This window comes from Mumia flava, assembly GCF_002797495.1.
GTDB lineage: Bacteria > Actinomycetota > Actinomycetes > Propionibacteriales > Nocardioidaceae > Mumia > Mumia flava.
This window is the reverse complement of record NZ_PGEZ01000002.1, coordinates 929,202-948,322: the sequence shown is the minus strand read 5'-3', so window position 1 is coordinate 948,322 and position 19,121 is coordinate 929,202. Positions and strand designations below refer to the sequence as shown.

At 71.9% G+C, this 19,121-nt stretch carries 16 protein-coding genes and 3 tRNA genes; 10 read left to right on the top strand and 9 right to left on the bottom strand.

Annotated features, from left to right (window positions below; genetic code table 11):
* Nucleotides 1–8: 8 nt before the first annotated feature.
* Nucleotides 9–1,214 (bottom strand): MFS transporter, encoded by a 1,206-nt coding sequence (locus CLV56_RS18420; protein WP_157805220.1) that lies wholly within the window; start codon nt 1,212–1,214, stop codon nt 9–11.
* A gap of 218 nt (nt 1,215–1,432) precedes the next feature.
* Here CLV56_RS18420 and CLV56_RS18415 point away from each other — a divergent pair, with 218 nt between their 5' ends.
* Complete coding sequence (locus CLV56_RS18415; RefSeq protein WP_100415409.1) at nt 1,433–2,323, top strand: aminoglycoside phosphotransferase family protein; 891 nt, start codon at nt 1,433–1,435, stop codon at nt 2,321–2,323.
* Between the two features lie 114 nt (nt 2,324–2,437).
* Here the strand turns inward: CLV56_RS18415 and CLV56_RS18410 are convergent.
* From CLV56_RS18410 to CLV56_RS18400, 3 genes are all read right to left on the bottom strand, one after another.
* Nucleotides 2,438–2,510, bottom strand: a tRNA-Lys gene (locus tag CLV56_RS18410).
* 86 nt (nt 2,511–2,596) lie between these two features.
* Nucleotides 2,597–2,884 (bottom strand): hypothetical protein, encoded by a 288-nt coding sequence (locus CLV56_RS18405; RefSeq protein ID WP_100415408.1) that lies wholly within the window; start codon nt 2,882–2,884, stop codon nt 2,597–2,599.
* A 96-nt stretch (nt 2,885–2,980) separates the two neighbouring features.
* Nucleotides 2,981–4,606, bottom strand: coding sequence for a phytoene desaturase family protein (locus CLV56_RS18400; protein WP_100415407.1), 1,626 nt, complete (start codon nt 4,604–4,606; stop codon nt 2,981–2,983).
* A 168-nt stretch (nt 4,607–4,774) separates the two neighbouring features.
* Here CLV56_RS18400 and CLV56_RS18395 point away from each other — a divergent pair, with 168 nt between their 5' ends.
* Nucleotides 4,775–5,764 (top strand): pirin family protein, encoded by a 990-nt coding sequence (locus CLV56_RS18395; RefSeq protein WP_039339575.1) that lies wholly within the window; start codon nt 4,775–4,777, stop codon nt 5,762–5,764.
* On the opposite strand, the gene CLV56_RS18390 is transcribed toward CLV56_RS18395, so the two are convergent.
* Nucleotides 5,685–7,061: an MFS transporter gene (locus CLV56_RS18390; RefSeq protein WP_100415406.1), complete on the bottom strand. Its 1,377-nt coding sequence runs from the start codon at nt 7,059–7,061 to the stop codon at nt 5,685–5,687. The two genes, CLV56_RS18395 and CLV56_RS18390, sit on opposite strands and share 80 nt — an antisense overlap.
* Nucleotides 7,062–7,139: 78 nt before the next feature.
* On the opposite strand from CLV56_RS18390, the gene CLV56_RS21080 reads away from it, so the two are divergent.
* From CLV56_RS21080 to CLV56_RS18370, 5 genes are all read left to right on the top strand, one after another.
* Nucleotides 7,140–7,442 carry a LysR family transcriptional regulator gene (locus tag CLV56_RS21080; protein ID WP_211288195.1) on the top strand — a complete coding sequence of 101 codons (303 nt, stop codon included), beginning with the start codon at nt 7,140–7,142 and terminating at the stop codon, nt 7,440–7,442.
* Entirely contained in the window at nt 7,439–8,029 is a 591-nt protein-coding gene (locus tag CLV56_RS18385) for a LysR substrate-binding domain-containing protein (RefSeq protein WP_245857988.1), read from the top strand. The genes CLV56_RS21080 and CLV56_RS18385 overlap by 4 nt, the downstream gene beginning before the upstream one ends.
* Nucleotides 8,030–8,151: 122 nt before the next feature.
* Nucleotides 8,152–10,188 (top strand): glycoside hydrolase family 3 protein, encoded by a 2,037-nt coding sequence (locus CLV56_RS18380; protein WP_100415405.1) that lies wholly within the window; start codon nt 8,152–8,154, stop codon nt 10,186–10,188.
* Between the two features lie 358 nt (nt 10,189–10,546).
* Entirely contained in the window at nt 10,547–12,064 is a 1,518-nt protein-coding gene (glpK, locus tag CLV56_RS18375) for a glycerol kinase GlpK (RefSeq protein WP_039339504.1), read from the top strand.
* Nucleotides 12,065–13,813, top strand: a complete 1,749-nt coding sequence (locus tag CLV56_RS18370) for a glycerol-3-phosphate dehydrogenase/oxidase (RefSeq protein WP_039339506.1) — start codon at nt 12,065–12,067, stop codon at nt 13,811–13,813. It begins immediately after the preceding gene.
* A gap of 205 nt (nt 13,814–14,018) precedes the next feature.
* Here the strand turns inward: CLV56_RS18370 and putP are convergent, their stop codons facing one another.
* Nucleotides 14,019–15,518, bottom strand: a complete 1,500-nt coding sequence (gene putP / locus CLV56_RS18365; protein ID WP_039339508.1) for a sodium/proline symporter PutP — start codon at nt 15,516–15,518, stop codon at nt 14,019–14,021.
* Nucleotides 15,519–15,739: 221 nt separating this feature from the next.
* Here putP and CLV56_RS18360 point away from each other — a divergent pair, with 221 nt between their 5' ends.
* Nucleotides 15,740–16,579, top strand: a complete 840-nt coding sequence (locus CLV56_RS18360) for a pseudouridine synthase (protein ID WP_211288224.1) — start codon at nt 15,740–15,742, stop codon at nt 16,577–16,579.
* A 51-nt stretch (nt 16,580–16,630) separates the two neighbouring features.
* Here CLV56_RS18360 and CLV56_RS18355 read toward each other — a convergent pair.
* Nucleotides 16,631–16,708: transfer RNA gene (locus CLV56_RS18355), tRNA-His, on the bottom strand.
* Between the two features lie 46 nt (nt 16,709–16,754).
* Nucleotides 16,755–17,399 (bottom strand): oligoribonuclease, encoded by a 645-nt coding sequence (orn, locus tag CLV56_RS18350; protein WP_211288193.1) that lies wholly within the window; start codon nt 17,397–17,399, stop codon nt 16,755–16,757.
* A gap of 107 nt (nt 17,400–17,506) precedes the next feature.
* On the opposite strand from orn, the gene CLV56_RS18345 reads away from it, so the two are divergent.
* On the top strand, nt 17,507–18,346 hold the full coding sequence (locus CLV56_RS18345; protein ID WP_157805219.1) for a DsbA family protein: 840 nt from the start codon (nt 17,507–17,509) through the stop codon (nt 18,344–18,346).
* Between the two features lie 129 nt (nt 18,347–18,475).
* On the top strand, nt 18,476–18,922 hold the full coding sequence (locus CLV56_RS18340) for an OsmC family peroxiredoxin (RefSeq protein WP_039339514.1): 447 nt from the start codon (nt 18,476–18,478) through the stop codon (nt 18,920–18,922).
* Nucleotides 18,923–19,014: 92 nt separating this feature from the next.
* On the opposite strand, the gene CLV56_RS18335 is transcribed toward CLV56_RS18340, so the two are convergent.
* Nucleotides 19,015–19,088, bottom strand: a tRNA-Arg gene (locus CLV56_RS18335).
* Nucleotides 19,089–19,121: the final 33 nt, after the last annotated feature.

The following is a 19,121-nucleotide window of genomic DNA, read 5'->3' as shown; positions in this document are numbered from 1 at the left end:
TCGCGACGCTACTCGGCTCGGTCCTCACGCGGTACGTCGAGAAGCGACACCGTGATCGCCTGCATGCTCGTGCGTCGGCGTGCAACGGCGCAGACCGCGGCCGCGGCGGTCCAGACCACCAGCGACGCCGGGACGAGCGCGTCGCTCGCGTGGGTGCGGAGCGCCCAGCTGCCGAGCCCGGCGCCGAGCGCCACGCCTGCGTTGTACGCCAGGGAGGCCAGCGCGAGCGCGAGCTCCAGCCGCGCCGGCGCCAGGTCGTAGACGACGTACTGGCACACCAGCGGGACGGTCGTCGCGGCCGCCCCGAGCAGGGCGGCGCCCGGCCAGAGCGCAGGTCCCCACGCAGCGGCTGCCGTCAGTGCGATCAGCCCGCCTCCCTGCAGGCCGAGCGCGAGCGCGAAGGCGGCACGGGGTCGACGGTCCAGCAGGCGCCCGAGCAGAGCCGCCGCGGCGACTCCGCTCACCCCGAACGTCGTGAGCACGGCTGCGCGGCGGGCGCCGTTGATCCCGCCGTCGACGGGAAGGAGCGAGACGAAGGTGACGACCGTGAACGTGGCGGCCACCGACGCCGCGAGGACGACGAGCACCAGAGCGAACGCGAAGGCATCGGGCGCGCGCGAGCGGGCCCGTCCGATCTCCGGGCGCGCGTCGTCGTGGTCGTCCAGGCAGGCAGCGAGCATCGCGACCGACCCGATCCCCAGGACCGCCACGACGACGAAGGGGACTCGCCATCCGAGCAGCCCTCCCAACCAGGTTCCTGCCGGCAAGCCGCCGACGATCGCAGCGGCACCCGCGGTCGCGAGCACGGACAGCACCCGCCCCCGCAGGTGCTCGGGATAGGGCGCCACGGCGGCCGGACCCATCAGCGACCACATCACTCCGTGCGCCACGGCGGTCGCGACCCTCGAGCCGAAGACGCTGCCGACCGCCGGAACCACCACGAACACGACCGTGGCGACCGTGAGGACGGCGACCACCCCGAGGATCACGGTCCGCCGACGCACGCGAGTCGACGCCGCGACGACCGGCACCGTTCCCACGGCGATCGTCAGCGCGTACGCCGTGACGAGCATGCCGGCCTGCGGAGGCGACAACCCCAGCCCCGCAGCGATCTCGGGAAGCAGTCCGACGGGCAGGATCTCGACCGTGTTGAAGGCGAACGCGGCGACCGCGAGCGCGACCAGGCTGACGTACGCGCGCCTCCGGTCCCGCAACCGAGACGTAGCAGGACCAGGTGCGCGCTCCGTGCGACTCACCGAGCTGCCCGCCTCGCCACCCCGGCTCCTTCCGGTCGCCCGATCGCTGCGACCGTAGGCAGGCGGACACGTCGCCGACCCGGGTCGCGCGGCGTCAGCTCGGTCGCTCCTCGACGCATCCGGCAGTCGCCTCGCAGCGACGGCGGCGCGCCCGTCCCCCCGGCTAGGGTCGACGGATGCGGTCGTCGGTGGAGGCGCAGGAGGACACTCTGCGGACAGTCCTGGGAGTCGCCGACGTCCAGCTGTACGACGTCGGCGGCGAGACCCGTACCTATCGCGTCGGGGACCACGGCGACCTCGCCACCGTCGCGTTCGACTGGCCGGCGTCGCCCAACCCCGACCTCGAACGCGATGCGGAGCTCCTGCGGCGCGTGGCAGCTCGCGTGTCCGTCCCGGTCCCCACGGTGGTCTCGGTCGCGCCCGTACCCGGTGTTCTGACCGTGCGTCCCCTTCCCGGGCGGCGGCTCATCGACGTCACCGACCGCAGCACGATGATGACGGGCAGGGCGACGGACGAGATGGCGCGCACCCTCGCGGAGCTGCACGCCTGCTCACCGACGACCTTCGCGGACGTCGTCCCGACCGACACCACACCGCCGACGGAGTGGAGGGACGAGGCTGCTGATCACGCCGGTGTCGTCGACGACGAGCTGACATCAGGTCAGCGCACCGACGTCCGGGCCTTCCTCGCTCGACCGGCGCCGGATCCGACCACCGGCCTTCGATTCACGCACAACGATCTGGGGATCGAGCACGTGCTGGTCGACGCGGCCGACGGGGGAGACGCGCGAGTCACCGGGATCATCGACTGGTCCGACGCCGCGATCACCGATCCGGCGGTCGACGTCGGTCGGCTGCTACGCGACCTGGGGCGGGACTCGCTCGCCCGCGCGATGAGGGTCTACTCGGCGCACGGCGGCGACCCTGACACCGTCGCCCCGCGCGCCGGTTTCTACGCCGCATGCGGGCTGCTCGAGGATCTCGCGTTCGGTCTGGCTCACGGTCGGCGCGAGTACGTGGAGAAGTGCTGGGCCGCCTGGGACAGCGTCTTCCGGGCGAGGGCCTAGGGCGTCTGGGTGTCAGCCATCAGCCGAACCACCTGTCAGGAATCACCCGACAACGTGCAAGGCCCCGGCCGAAGACGAAACGTCGTCCCTCAGCCGAGGCCATACATGCGGTTGTGCGCCATCAGGGACTCGAACCCCGAACCCGCTGATTAAGAGTCAGCTGCTCTGCCTATTGAGCTAATGGCGCGTGGTGCCTCTGGGCCGTCGCCCGAAGCAGTAGGAACTCTAGCAGTCGCCTCCAACCGCCCCAAAATCGAGGGGGAGCGACGTCGGTCACCCCTCGGAGTCGGGTTCGCAGCAGGCCTGGCCCGCGTCCGCTGCGAACCATCCGCGCCGGCTGTGCCACGAGAACCCCGAGCGCTCACTGACGGCGGAGAAGGCCGAGAGGACCGAGCAGAACGACGCGACCGACAGCACCGAGGCGAAGGATCCGGCGGAGCCGATCGAGAGGACCGATCCGGTCGAGCCGATCGAGAGGATGGAGCGGTCGGACCCGATCGACAGGATCGATCGCCTCGAGCGGTAGGACCACAGCGAAGTGGCGTCGTCATCGTGGTGCACGGTGCCATGATCGCGCCTCGATCGATGGCCGGCACTCCGTGAGGTAGCGACGGGCTCGACCGGCGGGGTGTCGTCGGCTCGACCGGCGGGCGCGGCTCAGCTCTCGAGGTCCAGCACGGCCCGCGCGGCGTCGTGCCCGCCGAGGCCGCTGACCGCGCCACCGCGTACGGCGCCGGACCCGCACAGCAGCACCCGCGGCCGCGCGGTCGCGACGCCCCACCGCTTCTGCGGCGTGTCCGACGCACGTGCGGACTCGGGGAGCCAGGGCCACTGCAGGTCGCCGTGGAAGATGTGTCCGCCGGGCATCGCGAGGTCGCGCTCGACGTCCGTCGGTGTCTTCACCTCGACGCACGGCCGACCGTCCGCGTCGTGCGCGAGCACGGACTCGAGCGGTTCAGCGAGGTGCTCGTCCATCGCGGCGACGAACGACCGCCAGCCACGTTCGGCCGCCTCGGGCCCCGACGCGTCGACCGGCCAGTGCAGGCCGAAGTACGTGAGGGTCTGCGCGTCGGACGCCGCGAGGTCGGCCCCGAGGATGGAGCGGTCGGTGAGCGTGTGGCAGTACAGCTCGCCGCACGCGACGTCCGGTGACGGCGCTGCGAAGGCCTGCTCGACCTGCGAGTACGCCTCGCCGAGGTGGAAGGTGCCCGCGAACGCGACCGTCGGGTCGGCTCCGCTGCGCAGGCGGGGGAGCCGGTCGACGAGCAGGTTGATCTTGAGCTGAGAACCCTGCGGCTTCTGCGGGCGCTCCTCGCCGAGCAGCCCCGCCAGCACGTACGGTGCGACTCCGGAGAGAAGCCACCGTCCGCGCACCGCGAACCCGTCGCCGCGCGCCTGGACGCCGTCGTCGTCCGCGTCGATCGACGTCACCTCGCACCCGGTGCTGATCCGGGCGCCGGCTTGTTCGGCGACGCGCCTCAGCTCGTCGGTGACCGCGCCCATCCCGCCGACCGGGACGCGCCACTCTCCGGTCCCGTTGCCGATCAGGTGGTAGAGGAAGCAGCGGTTCTGGATCAGCGACGGGTCGTGCAGCGACGCGTACGTCCCGATCAGGGCGTCCGTTCCGACGACCCCGCGGACGAGGTCGTCGTGGAACCGCCGCTCGATCGTCGCACCGAGCGGCGCCTCGACGATGTCGTGCCAGACGTTGCGCGGGACCTGGTCGCGGAACGCGGTCGCGGGCAGCAGCGGGTCGAGCATCGTCGGCGCGACCGCGCGGGCGAGCAGCGCCACGTCGTCGTAGAACGCCCGCCACGCCGCGTACTCCCGGTCGCCGCCGGTCAGCTCCGCGAACGACCGCGCGGTCGCGTCACCTTCGTGGGTCTCGACGAGGAGGCCGCCGCTGCCGTACGGGGTGTACGAGGCGGTGGCGCGGGAGCGGAGCTCGACGTTCAGTCCGAGGTCGGCGATCAGCCCGTCCGGCATCACGCTCACGAGGTAGGAGTACCGGGACAGGCGTGCGTCCACCTCGGCGAACGGCCGCTGCGACACCGCGGCGCCGCCGGTGTGGTCGAGTCGCTCGAGCACGGTCGTACGGAGGCCGGCGCGGGCCAGCAGTGTCGCGGCGACGAGCGCGTTGTGGCCGCCGCCCACGATCACGACATCGGCGTCGGTGGGGACCGGGTCTCGATCACTCGCTGCGCTCGCGCCTCGACCAGCGGGGGTGTCGCCGTCTGCGCTCGCGCCTCGACCAGCGGGGGTGTCCACCTCTGGGGAGTCCATGGCAGCAGCCTAGATCCGTTCCGGAGGGGGAGCGCCGTGGACGCCTTCCTCCCGCCCGGGCGGCCGGGAGCGCGGAGGCGGCGGGACTGGGAATGCATGCGAGCTGCCTGGGTGTTGCGGATAGTACAGACTTAAACTAACTTGGAGTTCGACACCGAGGAGGCCGTCATGCCCGCCGTCACCGCTCCCGACTGGACCGTCCTGCCGCGCGTCGTCACCGTGCCCGAGCACGAGGATCGCGCCGTCGCCACCATCACGACGGCACCGAGCGGGTACGAGGGGGAGGGCTTCCCGGTCCGCCGTGCGTTCGCGGGCGTCGACCTGCGCGCGCTCGACCCGTTCATCCATCTGGACCAGATGGGCGAGGTCGAGTACGCGCCCGGGGAGCCGAAGGGCACGCCGTGGCACCCGCACCGCGGGTTCGAGACGGTGACGTACATGCTCGACGGCGTCTTCGACCACGCCGACTCCCACGGCGGGGGCGGCTCGATCACCGACGGCGACACCCAGTGGATGACCGCCGGTGCGGGCCTGCTGCACATCGAGGCGCCGCCGGAGTGGCTGGTCGCGCAGGGCGGGCTGTTCCACGGTCTCCAGCTCTGGGTGAACCTTCCGAAGACGCAGAAGCTCGCCACCCCGCGCTACCAGGACCTGCGCAGCTCGGAGGTCGGGCTCGCGACCTCCCACGACGCCGGCGCGCTGATCCGCGTGATCGCCGGAGACGTCGACGGCGTCACGGGCCCGGGCAGCACGCACACGCCGATGGCGATGGTGCACGCGAGCGTCTCGCCCGGTGCGTCGATGACGATCCCGTGGCGCGCGGACTTCAACGCTCTGGTCTACGTGATGTCGGGCGACGGTACGGTCTCCGCCGCGCGCCGCCCGCTGCGTACGGGCCAGCTCGCCGTGCTCGGACCAGGCGAGACGATCACCGTGGCCGCCGATCCGCGCCAGGAGTCGCGCCACCCGTCGCTCGAGGTCGTGATCCTCGGCGGCCTGCCGATCCGCGAGCCCGTGGCGTGGGCGGGGCCGTTCGTGATGAACACGAAGGCCGAGGTGCTCGCCGCGTACGAGGACTTCAACAAGGGGCGGTTCGGGCAGATCCCGGCTCAGCACGTCCCGCACGGCGACGTCGGAGGCTCCACCCCCGACGCCTGACAGCCGCGCCGGGGGAGCTGGTCGCTGCTGCCGTCGCGAGGGCGGCCGCGGCCAGCGCACCCCCGAGCGCGCTGACCGCGGGCCACCCGGCCAGCGTCCACGCCAGCGGCGTCGCCGCGGACCCCAGCGCGCCGCCGGCGAAGAACGCGGTCATGAACGCCGAGTTGACCCGGTTGCGCAGCGCTGGGTCGAGGCCGAGGACGGCGTTCTGGTTGGCGTTCATCAGTGCGGTCTGACCGACCACGAGGACGAGTGCTCCCGCGACGAGCCACGCCGGCGAACCGCCGCCGAGCGCGATCATCGGCCACGCGCCCGCGAGCAGCGCCGCCGATCCGACCGTGACCGTACGCAGCCGGCCGGCGTCGACCAGGCGGCCCGCGATCGGGGTCGCGACCACCCCGGCGAGCCCCACCAGCCCGAACATCCCGATCACCGTCTCCGACAGTCCGTACCTCCGAGCGAGCAGGAACGTCAGGGCGGTCCAGAACACGTTGAACGACGCCAGCGACAGCGCCCCGATCACCGACCGACGCCGTACGACGGGCTGCGCGACGAGCAGAGCGAGCGTGGACCCGATCAGGCGCGGGTAGCGGATCGCGGCCGGCGTGCGCAGGCGCGGGAGACGTCGCCACAGCGCGGCGCCGATCGCGGCCACGCCCACGGCCAGCACGGCGTACACCGCGCGCCAGCCGGCGACCTCCCCGATCGCGCCCGCGACCGGACGGGACAGGATGCTCCCGAGCAGCAGCCCGCTCATGACCGTCGCGACGACCCGGCCGCGTCGCTCCGGCGTGGCCAGCGTGACCGCGAACGGCACCACGACCTGCGCCGCGACCGAGAACAGCGCCGTGAGCGCCGTCGTCGCGAGCAGCACGGTTCCACCCGGCGCGACGCTCGAGGCGAGCAACGACACGGTGGTCCCGGCGAAGAGCGCGACGGCCAGTCCGCGTCGCTCGACCAGGTCGCCGAGCGGGACGAGCAGCAGCAGCCCGACCGCGTACCCGACCTGGCTCATCGTCACGATCAGCGCTGCGGTCGTGGTCGTGAGCCCGAGATCGTGAGCGATCAGCTCGAGCAGCGGCTGGGCGATGTAGTTGCCCGCGACCGACAGGCCGGTGGACGCCGCCATCAGCAGCAGGAGGGTACGGGAGGGGATGGGGAGTCCGGGGTCTCGATCCTCGCTGCGCTCGGCCTCGGCCGACGGGGGTGCGTCCTCGCTGCGCTCGGCCTCGACCGACGGGAGTCCGGGGGCCGGTGGTCGAGGCGTGAGCGGAGCGAACGATCGAGACCGGGTCATGCCTCCAGCGTGCGGCGGTCAAGGTCATGAATCCAACGCATTCTTGTCACGGCTACGATCGTGATCCACGATGGATTCGTGGACCTCCAGCAGCTGCGTTACGTGATCGCGATCGCCGAGACCGGCAGCTTCACCCGCGCCGCGCAGCAGTGCCACGTCGTGCAGTCCGCCCTCAGTCACCAGGTCGCGAAGCTGGAGCGCGAGATCGGCGCGAGACTGTTCGACCGGACCAGCCGACGCGTCCTGCTGACCGCGGCCGGAGAGGCGTTCCTGCCGGACGCGCGGGCCTCGGTGGAGGCCGCGGAACGGGCCCGCGCGAGGCGAGCGCGGCGTCGGGGGAGGTGTCGGGGCGGCTGCGGCTCGGGGCGATCCCGACGGTGACCGCGGCGGACATCCCCGCGGCGGTCCGTCGGTTCCGCGACGCCCACCCCCGGGTCGACGTCAGCCTGCGCACGGGAGGGAGCGAGGAGCTCGCGACGCAGATCGCCGCCGCCGCGATCGACGTCGCGTTCCTCGGCCTGCCGCCAGCGGTCGAGCCTGCCGGCGTCCGCAGCCGGCGGCTGGGACGCGGTGAGCTGGTCGCCGTGCTCGCGCCGGACCACCCGCTCGCCGACGTCGACCGGACGGACCTGGCCGCGCTCGCCGACCACCCGTTCGTCGACTTCTCGGCTGGGACGCCGGGCCGGCTGCAGTCCGACGTCGCCTTCGCCGCCGCCGGGGTGACGCGGCACGTCGCCTTCGAGGTCACGACCGGCGACCTCGCGGGGCGGCTCGTCAGCGAAGGGCTCGGCGTCGCGTTCCTCCCCGCTGCGTACGCGGCGACGCTCCCGGGCGTACGGACGGTGCCGGTCGACGACGCCCCCGTGCGCGACGAGTACGTCGCGTGGAGCCGGCACCGCCCGACCCCGGCCGCGGCCGCATTCCTGACGCAGCTCGATCTGGAGATTCCTCAACCGCCGGGGCCGTAGGCAAGCGTCGACATCGCCCGTTCAATCCAACAAATTCAGCACTTGCGGTAAGTTGCTCGCTCCGCAATATTCGATCGCTGTGGGTATGACCTAGATCACAGTCGATCGAGCGGAGGGCTCCCATGGACACCCCATCTCGCACCACCGCACCACCCAGGAACGGACGACCACGCCGCCGTACCGCCGTCATCGTCGGCGCCGCCGCGGCCCTCGTCGCCGGACTCGTCGCCGCCGGCACCGCCTCGGCTCCGGCCACCACCAGCGCCGGCACGAACGCCGCCACCACCAGCACCGCGGACGCCGCGAGGAGCGGCCCCGCGTACCTCGACCCGCGCCTGCCCACCCGCAAGCGCGTCGCCGACCTCCTCTCGCGGATGACCCTCGCGGAGAAGATCGGCCAGATGACCCAGGCCGAGCGGGCCAACCTGTCCGACCCCACCGTCGTCACCGAGCTCGGCCTCGGGAGCGTGCTCTCCGGTGGCGGCTCCGTCCCCGAGGACAACACCCCCGAGGGCTGGGCCGACATGGTCGACACCTTCCAGGACGCCGCACTCCAGACCCGTCTCGAGATCCCCGTGCTGTACGGCGTGGACGCCGTGCACGGGCACGCCAACCTCTACGGCGCCACCGTCTTCCCGCACAACATCGGCCTGGGCGCGACCCGCGACCCCAAGCTGGTCGAGAAGATCGCCCACATCACCGCCGAGGAGACCCGCGCCACCGGACCGCAGTGGAACTTCGCGCCGTGCCTGTGCGTCGCCCGCGACGACCGGTGGGGCCGGACGTACGAGAGCTTCGGCGAGTCACCGAAGCTGGTCGCGCGGATGGCCGTCGGCGTCCGTGGGCTCCAGGGACGCGAGGGCCAGCTCGACCGCGCCGACCGTGTGCTCGCCACGCCGAAGCACTACGCAGGCGACGGCCTCACGCAGTACGGGACCGGCTCCGGCGACTACCCGATCGACCAGGGCATCGCGATCGTGAGCAGACGGGAGTTCGCCGAGCTCGCGCTGTCGCCGTACCTGCCGGCGCTGCAGAAGTACGGCGCCGGTTCGGTGATGCCGTCGTTCTCCTCCGTCGACTGGACCAACGACGGCGTCGGCAACCCGACGAAGATGACCGCCCACCGCGGCCTGCTCACAGGTCAGCTCAAGCGGCGCTGGGGCTTCGACGGCTTCGTGATCAGCGACTGGGAGGCGATCCACCAGCTCCCCGGTGACTGGAACACCCAGGTCCGCACCGCCGTCAACGCCGGGATCGACATGGCGATGGAGCCCGCGTCGTTCCGCGAGTTCATCACCGCCCTGACCGAGGAGGTCGAGGCGGGACGCGTCCCGATGGCGCGGATCAACGACGCCGTCCGGCGCATCCTCACCGCCAAGTTCGAGCTGGGGCTGTTCGAGCAGCCGTACACCGACCGGCGTCACGCCGACGACATCGGCTCCGCGCAGCACCGCAAGGTCGCGCGCACGGCCGTCGCGAAGTCCCAGGTGCTGCTGAAGAACCGCGGGTCCGCACTGCCGCTGCGCAAGAACCAGCGGCTGTACGTCGCGGGCAGCAACGCCGACAACCTCGGCAACCAGGCCGGTGGCTGGACGCTCACGTGGCAGGGCGGTTCGTACCACGAGTTCCCCGGCACCACGATCCTCGAGGGGATCGAGGACGCCAGCCGTCGCGACGACATCGTGGTCAGCGAGGACGCGTCGGAACCCGTCCCGCGCAACGCCACCGGTGTCGTGGTCGTCGGCGAGACGCCGTACGCCGAGGGCTTCGGTGACGTCGGCGGTCCGCAGTGGGCGTGGGACCCCGGCGACAACGGCGTTCCGCGGCCGGTCAAGGACATGAAGCTGTCCGAGGCCGACCAGCAGGCCGTCGAGACCGTGTGCTCCGGTGCCGCGCAGTGCGTCGTGATCGTGATCTCCGGGCGACCGCTGGAGATCCAACCGGCGCTGCTCCGCCAGATCGACGGGCTCGTCGCCGGGTGGCTGCCCGGCAGCGAGGGCGCCGGCGTCGCGGACGTGCTGTTCGGCACGAAGCGGTTCACCGGCAAGCTGTCGGTCAGCTGGCCGCGCAGCGTCGAGCAGGAGCCGATCAACGTCGGGGACGCCGACTACGACCCGCTGTACCCGTACGGCTTCGGCCTGCGGACCCGCGGGCGGTAGCCGGGCACCCGTCGGTCGAGGCGCGAGCGCAGTCTCGGCACCGTCGGTCGAGGCGCGAGCGCAGTCTCGGCACCGTCGGTCGAGGCGCGAGCGCAGTCTCGGCACCGTCGGTCGAGGCGCGAGCGCAGTCTCGGCACCGTCGGTCGAGGCGCGAGCGCAGTCTCGGCACCGTCGGTCGAGGCGCGAGCGCAGTCTCGGCACCGTCGGTCGAGGCGCGAGCGCAGTCTCGGCACCGTCGGTCGAGGCGCGAGCGTAGCGAGCGATCGAGACCCCGAGCGTCGGGTCTCGATCCTCGCTCCGCTCGACCTCGACCGGCGGGTCCCCGCGCAGAGCCGCCCGATGCGGTAGAACGGCACGCATGGCCGACTACGTGGGTGCGATCGACCAGGGGACGACGAGCACGCGGTTCATGATCTTCGACCACGCGGGCTCGGAGGTGATGCGTCACCAGCTCGAGCACGAGCAGATCCTGCCGCAGGCCGGCTGGGTCGAGCACAACCCGCTGGAGATCTGGGAGCGCACCAGCGCCGTGGTGCAGACGGCGTTGGCCAAGGCCGGACTCGGCTCCGACGACCTCGCCGCGGTCGGGATCACGAACCAGCGCGAGACCACGGTCGTCTGGGACCGACGCACCGGCCGGCCGTACTACCCGGCGATCGTCTGGCAGGACACCCGGACCGACAAGCTCGCGTCCCGGCTCGAGCGGGAGGGGTACGGGGAGGTGATCCGGCGCAAGGCCGGTCTGCCGCCCGCGACGTACTTCGCCGGCGGCAAGATCGCCTGGCTGCTGGAGAACGTCCCCGGCGTCCGGGAGGACGCGGAGGCGGGGCACGCGATCTTCGGCACCACCGACTGCTGGCTCACCTGGCAGCTCACGGGCGGTCGCCGCGGGGGCGTCCACGTCACCGACGTGACGAACGCGAGCCGCACGATGCTGATGAACCTCGAGACGCTCGACTGGGACGACGAGCTGCTCGAGATCTTCGGGATCCCGGCCTCGATGCTGCCCGAGATCCGGCCCTCGTCGGTGCGCGACCCGTACGGCACGACGCGCGAGGACGGTCCGTTCGCCGGCGAGGTCCCGCTGACCGGGATCCTCGGTGACCAGCAGGCGGCGATGGTCGGGCAGGTGTGCTTCGAGTCCGGCGAGGCGAAGAACACCTACGGCACCGGCAACTTCATGCTGCTGAACACCGGCGAGACCCTGGTCCGCAGCGAGGCCGGGCTGCTGACCACGCCGGCGTACCAGTTCGACGGCGAGCCCGTGCACTACGCGCTCGAGGGGTCGATCGCGGTCACGGGATCGGCGGTGCAGTGGCTGCGCGACCAGCTCGGGATCATCTCCGGCGCGGCCCAGTCGGAGGCGCTCGCGCGTCAGGTCGAGGACAACGGTGGCGTGTACTTCGTGCCGGCGTTCTCCGGGCTGTTCGCCCCGTACTGGCGCTCCGACGCCCGCGGCGCGATCGTCGGACTGTCGCGGTTCAACACCAACGCCCACCTGGCCCGCGCGACGCTCGAGGCGATCTGCTTCCAGTCCCGCGACGTCGCCGAGGCGATGGTCTCCGACGCCGGGATCGAGCTCGACGTGCTCAAGGTCGACGGCGGCGTGACCCAGAACGAGCTGTGCATGCAGATCCAGGCCGACGTCCTCGGCGTCGAGGTGAGCCGCCCGGTGGTCGCGGAGACGACGGCGCTCGGCGCCGCGTACGCCGCGGGGCTGGCGGTCGGGTTCTGGTCCAGCAAGGACGAGCTGCGCAGCAACTGGGCCGAGTCGAAGCGCTGGTCGCCGCAGTGGGACGACGAGCGGCGCGCGGAGGCGTACGGCCGTTGGAAGAAGGCCGTCGAACGCACCCTCGACTGGGTGGAGGTGGACTGAGTGCGGCCGGTCGCGCTCGGGCCGCGCCAGCGTGCCGCCGCTCTGGACGCCCTGCGGGCGACGACGGACGAGCCGCTCGACGTGCTCGTGATCGGGGGCGGTGTCGTCGGGTCCGGCTGTGCGCTGGACGCCGCGACCCGGGGGCTGGTCACCGGGCTGGTGGAGGCGCGGGACTTCGCGTCGGGCACGTCGAGCCGCTCCTCGAAGCTGATCCACGGCGGGTTGCGCTACCTCGAGATGCTCGACGTCGCGCTTGTCGCGGAGGCGCTGGCGGAGCGGTCGCTGCTGGTGGAGACGCTGGCGCCGCACCTGGTCGAGCCGGTCCCGTTCCTCTACCCGCTGACCCACCGCGGCTGGGAGCGCGTGTACGCCGGGACGGGCGTGGCGATGTACGACTCGATGGCGTGGCTGTCGGGCCAGTCGCGCGGCGTCCCGCGTCACCGTCACCTGAGCCGGCGTGGGGCGCTGCGGCGCATGCCGGCGCTGCGCAAGGATGCGCTGGTCGGTGCGATCGAGTACTACGACGGACAGGTCGACGACGCCCGCCACACGATGACGCTCGCCCGTACGGCCGCGTCCTACGGTGCGCACGTCGCGAGCCGTACGCGCGTGACCGGGATGCTTCGGGAGGGGGAGCGCGTCACCGGCGTCGAGGTGGTCGACCTGGAGTCGGGGGAGTCGTTCGCGATCCACGCCGCGCAGGTCGTCAACGCGACGGGGGTGTGGACGGACGAGACCCAGGCGCTGGCGGCGGAGCGCGGCCAGTTCCACGTGCGGGCGAGCAAGGGCGTGCACCTGGTCGTGCCGCGCGACCGGATTCACGGCGAGTCCGGGCTGATCCTGCGGACCGAGAGGTCGGTGCTGTTCGTGATCCCGTGGAAGCGGCACTGGATCATCGGCACGACGGACACGGACTGGTCGTTGAGCAAGGACCACCCGGCCGCGAGCCGTCGCGACATCGACTACATCCTCGACCACGTCAACACCGTCCTCGTGACGCCGCTGACGCCCGACGACGTCGAGGGTGTGTACGCGGGGCTGCGGCCGCTGCTCGAGGGGGAGTCGGAGGCGACGTCGCAGCTGTCCCGCGAGCACGCCGTCTCGCACTCGGTGCCGGGTCTGGTGGTGGTCGCCGGCGGGAAGTACACCACGTACCGCGTGATGGCCCGCGACGCCGTCGACGCGGCCGCGAACGCCCTCGACGTCCGACTCGCGCGGTCGATCCCGCCGTGCGTGACCGAGCGGGTGCCGCTGCTCGGGGCCGACGGCTTCGGGGCGCTGTGGAACCGCCGGCGCCTGCTCGCGCGGTCGGCCGGTCTGCACGTGGCGCGGATCGAGCACCTGCTGCGGCGGTACGGGACGATGGTGACCGAGGTGCTCGACCTGATCGCGGCCGATCCGTCGCTGGGGGATCCGCTCGGCGCGTCCGACGACTACCTGAGGGCCGAGGTCGTCTACGCGGTCACGCACGAGGGGGCGCGGCACCTCGACGACGTGCTGACCCGGCGCACGCGGATCTCGATCGAGACGTTCGACCGCGGTACGGACTGCTGCGCGGAGGTCGCCGCGCTGATCGCCGGACCGCTCGGGTGGGGTCCGGAGCAGATCGAGCGCGAGATCGAGCACTACGTCGCGCGCGTCGACGCCGAACGGCAGAGCCAGACCATGCCGGACGACGAGACGGCCGATGCGGCACGGATGGGCGCGGCCGACGTCGTACCGGTCGCCCGGCCGGCGCAGACTCCGTAGCCAACCGGGATGACCTGCACCTGGCTGGCGAAACCGTCGTCGCCCAGTGCGCAACTCCGTAGCCGGCTACGCAATCCCGCACCGCACCGCGCGGCCGAGTCGGACTCCGTAGCCGGCTACGCAATCCCCGACTCGACGCGGGAAACCTCCGTGGCCCGGTGCGCAACTCCGTAGCCGGCTACGAAGACCACCAGCGGCCCGACTCCTACGCCGCCGTCTTCGCGCGCTTGTCGACCAGCGAGGCCGCCTGGTCGAACTCGGCATCGATCTCGGGGTTGTCGCGGTAGGTCATCAGGCTCACCACGACGGCGACCACGAGGTTCACGAGGAAGCCGGGCACGATCTCGTACAGGTCCGTCCCCCACGCGTCCCACGCGAAGACGGTGACCGCACCGGCGACCATGCCTGCGGCGGCGCCGATGTTCGTGAGGCGACGCCAGAACAGGCACAGCAGGATCGCGGGTCCGAACGATGCGCCGAACCCGGCCCACGCGAACCCGACGAGCTCGAGGATCGTGTCGCCGGGCTCGATCGCGAGCAGCGCCGCGACGACCGCGACGGCCAGCACGCAGCTGCGTCCGAGCAGGATCAGGGTGCGGGGGGCGGGCGGCGTCTTCGCTGCGAGCTTGTACAGGTCCTCGACGAGCGCCGACGAGCACACGATCAGCTGGCTCGAGATCGTGCTCATGATCGCGGCGAGGACGGCGGCCAGCACGAACCCGGCGACGAGCGGGTGGAGCAGGAGCTGCGACATCGTCAGGACCACCGTCTCGGGGTCGCCGAGCTCGGCACCGGTCTCGGCGAAGTACGCGACCCCGACCAGGCCGGCGGTCACCGCGCCGATCAGCGAGATGATCATCCAGGTCATCCCGATCCGGCGGGCGCTGGTGGCGGCGGCCGGGTTCCGCAGGGCCATGAAGCGCACGATGATGTGCGGCTGGCCGAAGTAGCCGAGGCCCCAGGCGGCTGCGGAGACGATGCTGACGAACGTGGCCCACGTCAGCGGTTCGCCGGCCAGCATCGACAGGTGGTCCGGGTCGACGGCGCGGATCGCGTCGAGCGTGTCGGCCGGTCCGCCGAGCTCGGCGATCGCGAGGATCGGGACGACGACCAGCGCGACCATCATCATCACGCCCTGGGCGACGTCGGTGAGGGAGGCGCCGAGGAACCCGCCGAACAGCGTGTACGAGAGCGTCACGCCGGCGACCAGCAGCATCCCGGCGAGGTACGGGGAGTCGAACGAGCTCTCGAAGAAGACGCCGCCGGCCACCATGCCGGACGACACGTAGAACGTGAAGAACACGAGCACGATGACGGCCGACGCGATGCGCAGCAGGTGGGTGTGGTCGCGCAGGCGGTTCTCGAAGAAGCTCGGGATGGTGATGGAGTTCCGCGAGACCTCGGAGTACGCGCGCAGCCGCGGGGCGACCAGACGCCAGTTCAGGTACGCGCCGACCGTGAGCCCGATCGCGATCCACGACTCGATCAGCCCGGCCACGTAGATCGCGCCCGGCAGGCCCATCATGAGCCACCCCGACATGTCGGACGCACCGGCACTGAGCGCGGCGGCCCAGGACGGGAGGTTGCGACCGGCCAGCATGTAGCCCTCGTGGTCCGAGGTCTGGCGGTAGGCGTAGTACCCGATGGCGATCATCCCGGCGAAGTAGATCGCCAACGCGATGATCTCGTAGGTCCGGTCGGACATCGTCGTCTCCCCTCGCCGATCCCGTCACGGTCTCACGGACCCGTACGCCTCGCGCGCCGCACGGCAGCGTGGGCGCGTCGGGTCGTACGTGCGCGTGGTGCTGTCGCGCCTACGATCGACGGGTGCCGCCGCGTTCCCCGCTCCCGCCTCGCCACGGCCTGCGCGCCGTGTGGCTGCGGACGCCGGACCGCGACCCGGCTGCGCCCGCGCCGTGGACCAGCATGGGGGAGTGGCTCCGTCAGCGGCTCCCGGAACGCGTCGACGTGGACGGTCTGCTCGCCGAGGGCCGGTTCGTCGACGACGCCGGGGATCGGGTCCGCGACGACGATCCGTACCGCCCGCACTCGTTCGTGTGGTTCCACCGCGACCTGCGCGACGAGCCCGTCGTGCCGGGCCGGGTCGAGCTCCTGCACCGCGACGAACGGCTGGTCGTGGTGGACAAGCCGGCGTTCCTGTCGACGATCCCGCGTGGGCGGCACGTGCGCGAGAGCGTGGTCGTACGGCTCCGCGAGGAGCTCGACCTGCCGGACCTGTCCCCGCTGCACCGGCTCGACCGGGTCACGTCGGGTGTGCTGGTGCTCGCGACGGAACGGCGGTGGCGCGGCCCGTACCAGCTGCTCTTCCAACGGCGCGAGGCGCAGAAGGTCTACCGCGCGCTCGCTCCCGTACGGCCGGGTCTGGAGCTGCCCACCGTGGTCCGCAACCATCTGGTCAAGCGGCGCGGGACGTTCCAGGTGGAGGTCGTGGAGGGCGTGGTCCCGAACGCCGAGACCCAGGTCTCGCTGGAGCGACGGATCGGCGATCTCGGGGTGTACCGGCTCGAGCCGCTGACCGGGCGCACGCACCAGCTGCGGGCGCACCTGCACGGGCTCGGGATCCCGATCGTCGACGACCCGCTCTATCCCGAGGTGCTCGACGTCGACGTGGACGACTTCGCGCGTCCGCTCCAGCTGCTCGCGAGCGAGCTGGCGTTCACCGACCCGGTCGACGGTTCGCCGCGGCGGTTCGTCAGCCCCCGCACGCTCCCGCTCAGCCCCGCGACACCCGCTGCGACACCCTGACGGCCGGACATGCCGAAGGCCCGGAGTCCGTACGGATTCCGGGCCTTCGCGTGGGGGTGGATGACGGGACTTGAACCCGCGGCCACCGGCACCACAAGCCGGTGCTCTACCAACTGAGCTACACCCACCGCGCGCACCGCGGCATCACCGCGTGCGGCGTAGAAAGCATACCGGGTCAGTCTGCGGGGTCCGAATCCTGGGTCCCGCCCTCCGCGCCCTTCCCGGTGAGCGACCCCGCGTACTTCTCCCCGAGGGCCTTGGCGGTGTCGCTGTCCGGGCCCGGCTGCGGGACGAAGACGGCCTCACGGTAGTACCGGAGCTCCTCGATGCTCTCCAGGATGTCGGCGAGCGCACGGTGGTTGCCGTTCTTCTCCGGGGAGTTGAAGTACGCCCGCGGGTACCACCGCCGCGACAGCTCCTTGATCGACGAGACGTCGACGATCCGGTAGTGCAGGTGCGCCTCCAGCTCGGGCATGTCGCGCGCGAGGAACGCGCGGTCCGTCCCGACTGTGTTGCCGGCGAGCGGGGCCTTGCCCGCCTCCGGAACGTGCTCACGGATGTAGTCCAGGACGAGCTGCTGGGCCTCGTCCATGCTCGTGCCGCCGTCGAGCTCGGCGAGCAGGCCCGACGAGGTGTGCATCTGCGTGACGACGTCGCCCATCTGCTCCACCGCTCCGGCCGGCGGTTTGATGATGACGTCCACGCCCTCGCCGAGCGGTTGCAGCTCGAAGTCGGTCACGACGGCCGCCACCTCGATGAGCGCGTCGTTCTCGAGGTCGAGCCCGGTCATCTCGCAGTCGATCCACACCAGCCTGTCCATCACGACACATCACCCTAGTCCCGACCGCCGACGAACGCGTCACGCACGCCTTCGGCCTGCACGCACGGATGGCTCGGATGACCCCGGGCCGCCGCTACTGTCTGCCCGTGGCCAGCAAGGACGACAAGCGCGCACGGCAGGCGCGCGCTGAGCAGATGCGCAAGGAGCGGGAGCGGCAGGAGAAGCGGCGCCGCAACATCATCACCGCGGTGATCGTGGTGGCGGTGGTGGCGGTGATCGCGGGTGCCGGGTTCGCTGTGAAGACGGCGATCGACAACAACGCGGACGTGGCGACCCGGGCTCCGGAGGGTCTGACCGACGGCAACGGCGTGCTCTACACCGCGGAGGACGCGGGTGGTTCTGGCGGTTCCTCCGACGCGGGTGGTACGGCCGGTGGTGATCCGGTCCAGGTGACGTTGTTCGAGGACTTCGCGTGTCCGCACTGCAAGTCGTTCGAGGCCTCGACCGGTGTGTGGCTCGACGAGCAGGTCGCTGCCGGCACCATCGAGGTCGAGTTCCGGCCCGTGTCCTTCCTGACCGAGTACTCCTCGGACGCGCTCGCTGCCTCGATGTGCGTGTTCGAGGAGGGCGGCGCCGAGGCGTACCGCACCTTCGCGACGCTGGCCTACGAGAACCAGCCCGCCGAGGGCGGCAACCTCGACGCGTCCGACTTCGTCCAGTTCGCGGAGGAGTCCGGCACCCCGGAGGCGGCCGACTGCATCCGCGGGCGTCCGTTCCGCGACTGGGCGTCGCCGGAGGGTGAGGCGACCAAGCAGGCGTTCGAGGACGAGGACTCCGAGGGCAACACGCTGTCGGGCACCCCGACCGTGTGGGTCGAGGGGACGACCGTCAACGGGCCCGAGGACGCCGACGGCAACCCGACGGTCCCGGGCACCGAGGACATCCAGCAGGCGATCCAGGAGGCGGGCGGCACCGCGGAGCAGTGACGCGCCTCTGACCGACGCCCGGTCGCGCACGGCCCCGAGCCGTCTGCGCGGCCGGGCGTTCGTTCGTACGGTGGGGTTCGGGCCGCGGATCCCCGCGCCCTCACGTCCATCCAACGAGAGGAGCAGGCGATGGCGACGCGCAGTGCAACGGTGCAGTGGACCGGTGGTCTTCAGGACGGGTCGGGGCAGGTCAGTCTCGACAGCTCGCACGTGGGCACGTTCGACGTCTCCTTCCCACGGCGGATCGCCGACGAGGCCGGTGGCGTCACCAGTCCCGAGGAGCTGATCGCGGCCGCGCACGCCTCGTGCTTCGCGATGGCACTGTCGGGTGGGATCGAGAAGGCCGGCGGTACGCCGGGGGCCACATCCATCACGGCCGACGTCACGGTCGGTCCGGACGAGGAGCAGGGCGGGCTGAAGATCTCGAGGATCGCGCTCGACGTCACGGTGTCGGCGGAGGGGATCAGCGCCGACGACTTCGACCGGGTCGCCGAGGAGACGAAGACCGGGTGCCCGGTCAGCAAGGCGCTCGCCGCCGTGCCGGAGGTCGTCCTGTCCGCCCGGCTGAGCGACTGAGCCACCCGTACGTCCGGGTGCCGGCCGCGCCCGCACGTACGGACGGGTGCCGGGTCGGCGGCGCCGGAAGCCGTCCGGCGCCGCCGAATCGGTGCGCCCGGCAGGATTCGAACCTGCGACCGGCGGATTAGAAGGCCGCTGCTCTGTCCAGCTGAGCTACGGGCGCGGACGGGCGCCAGTATGCCGCACTTCCGGACGG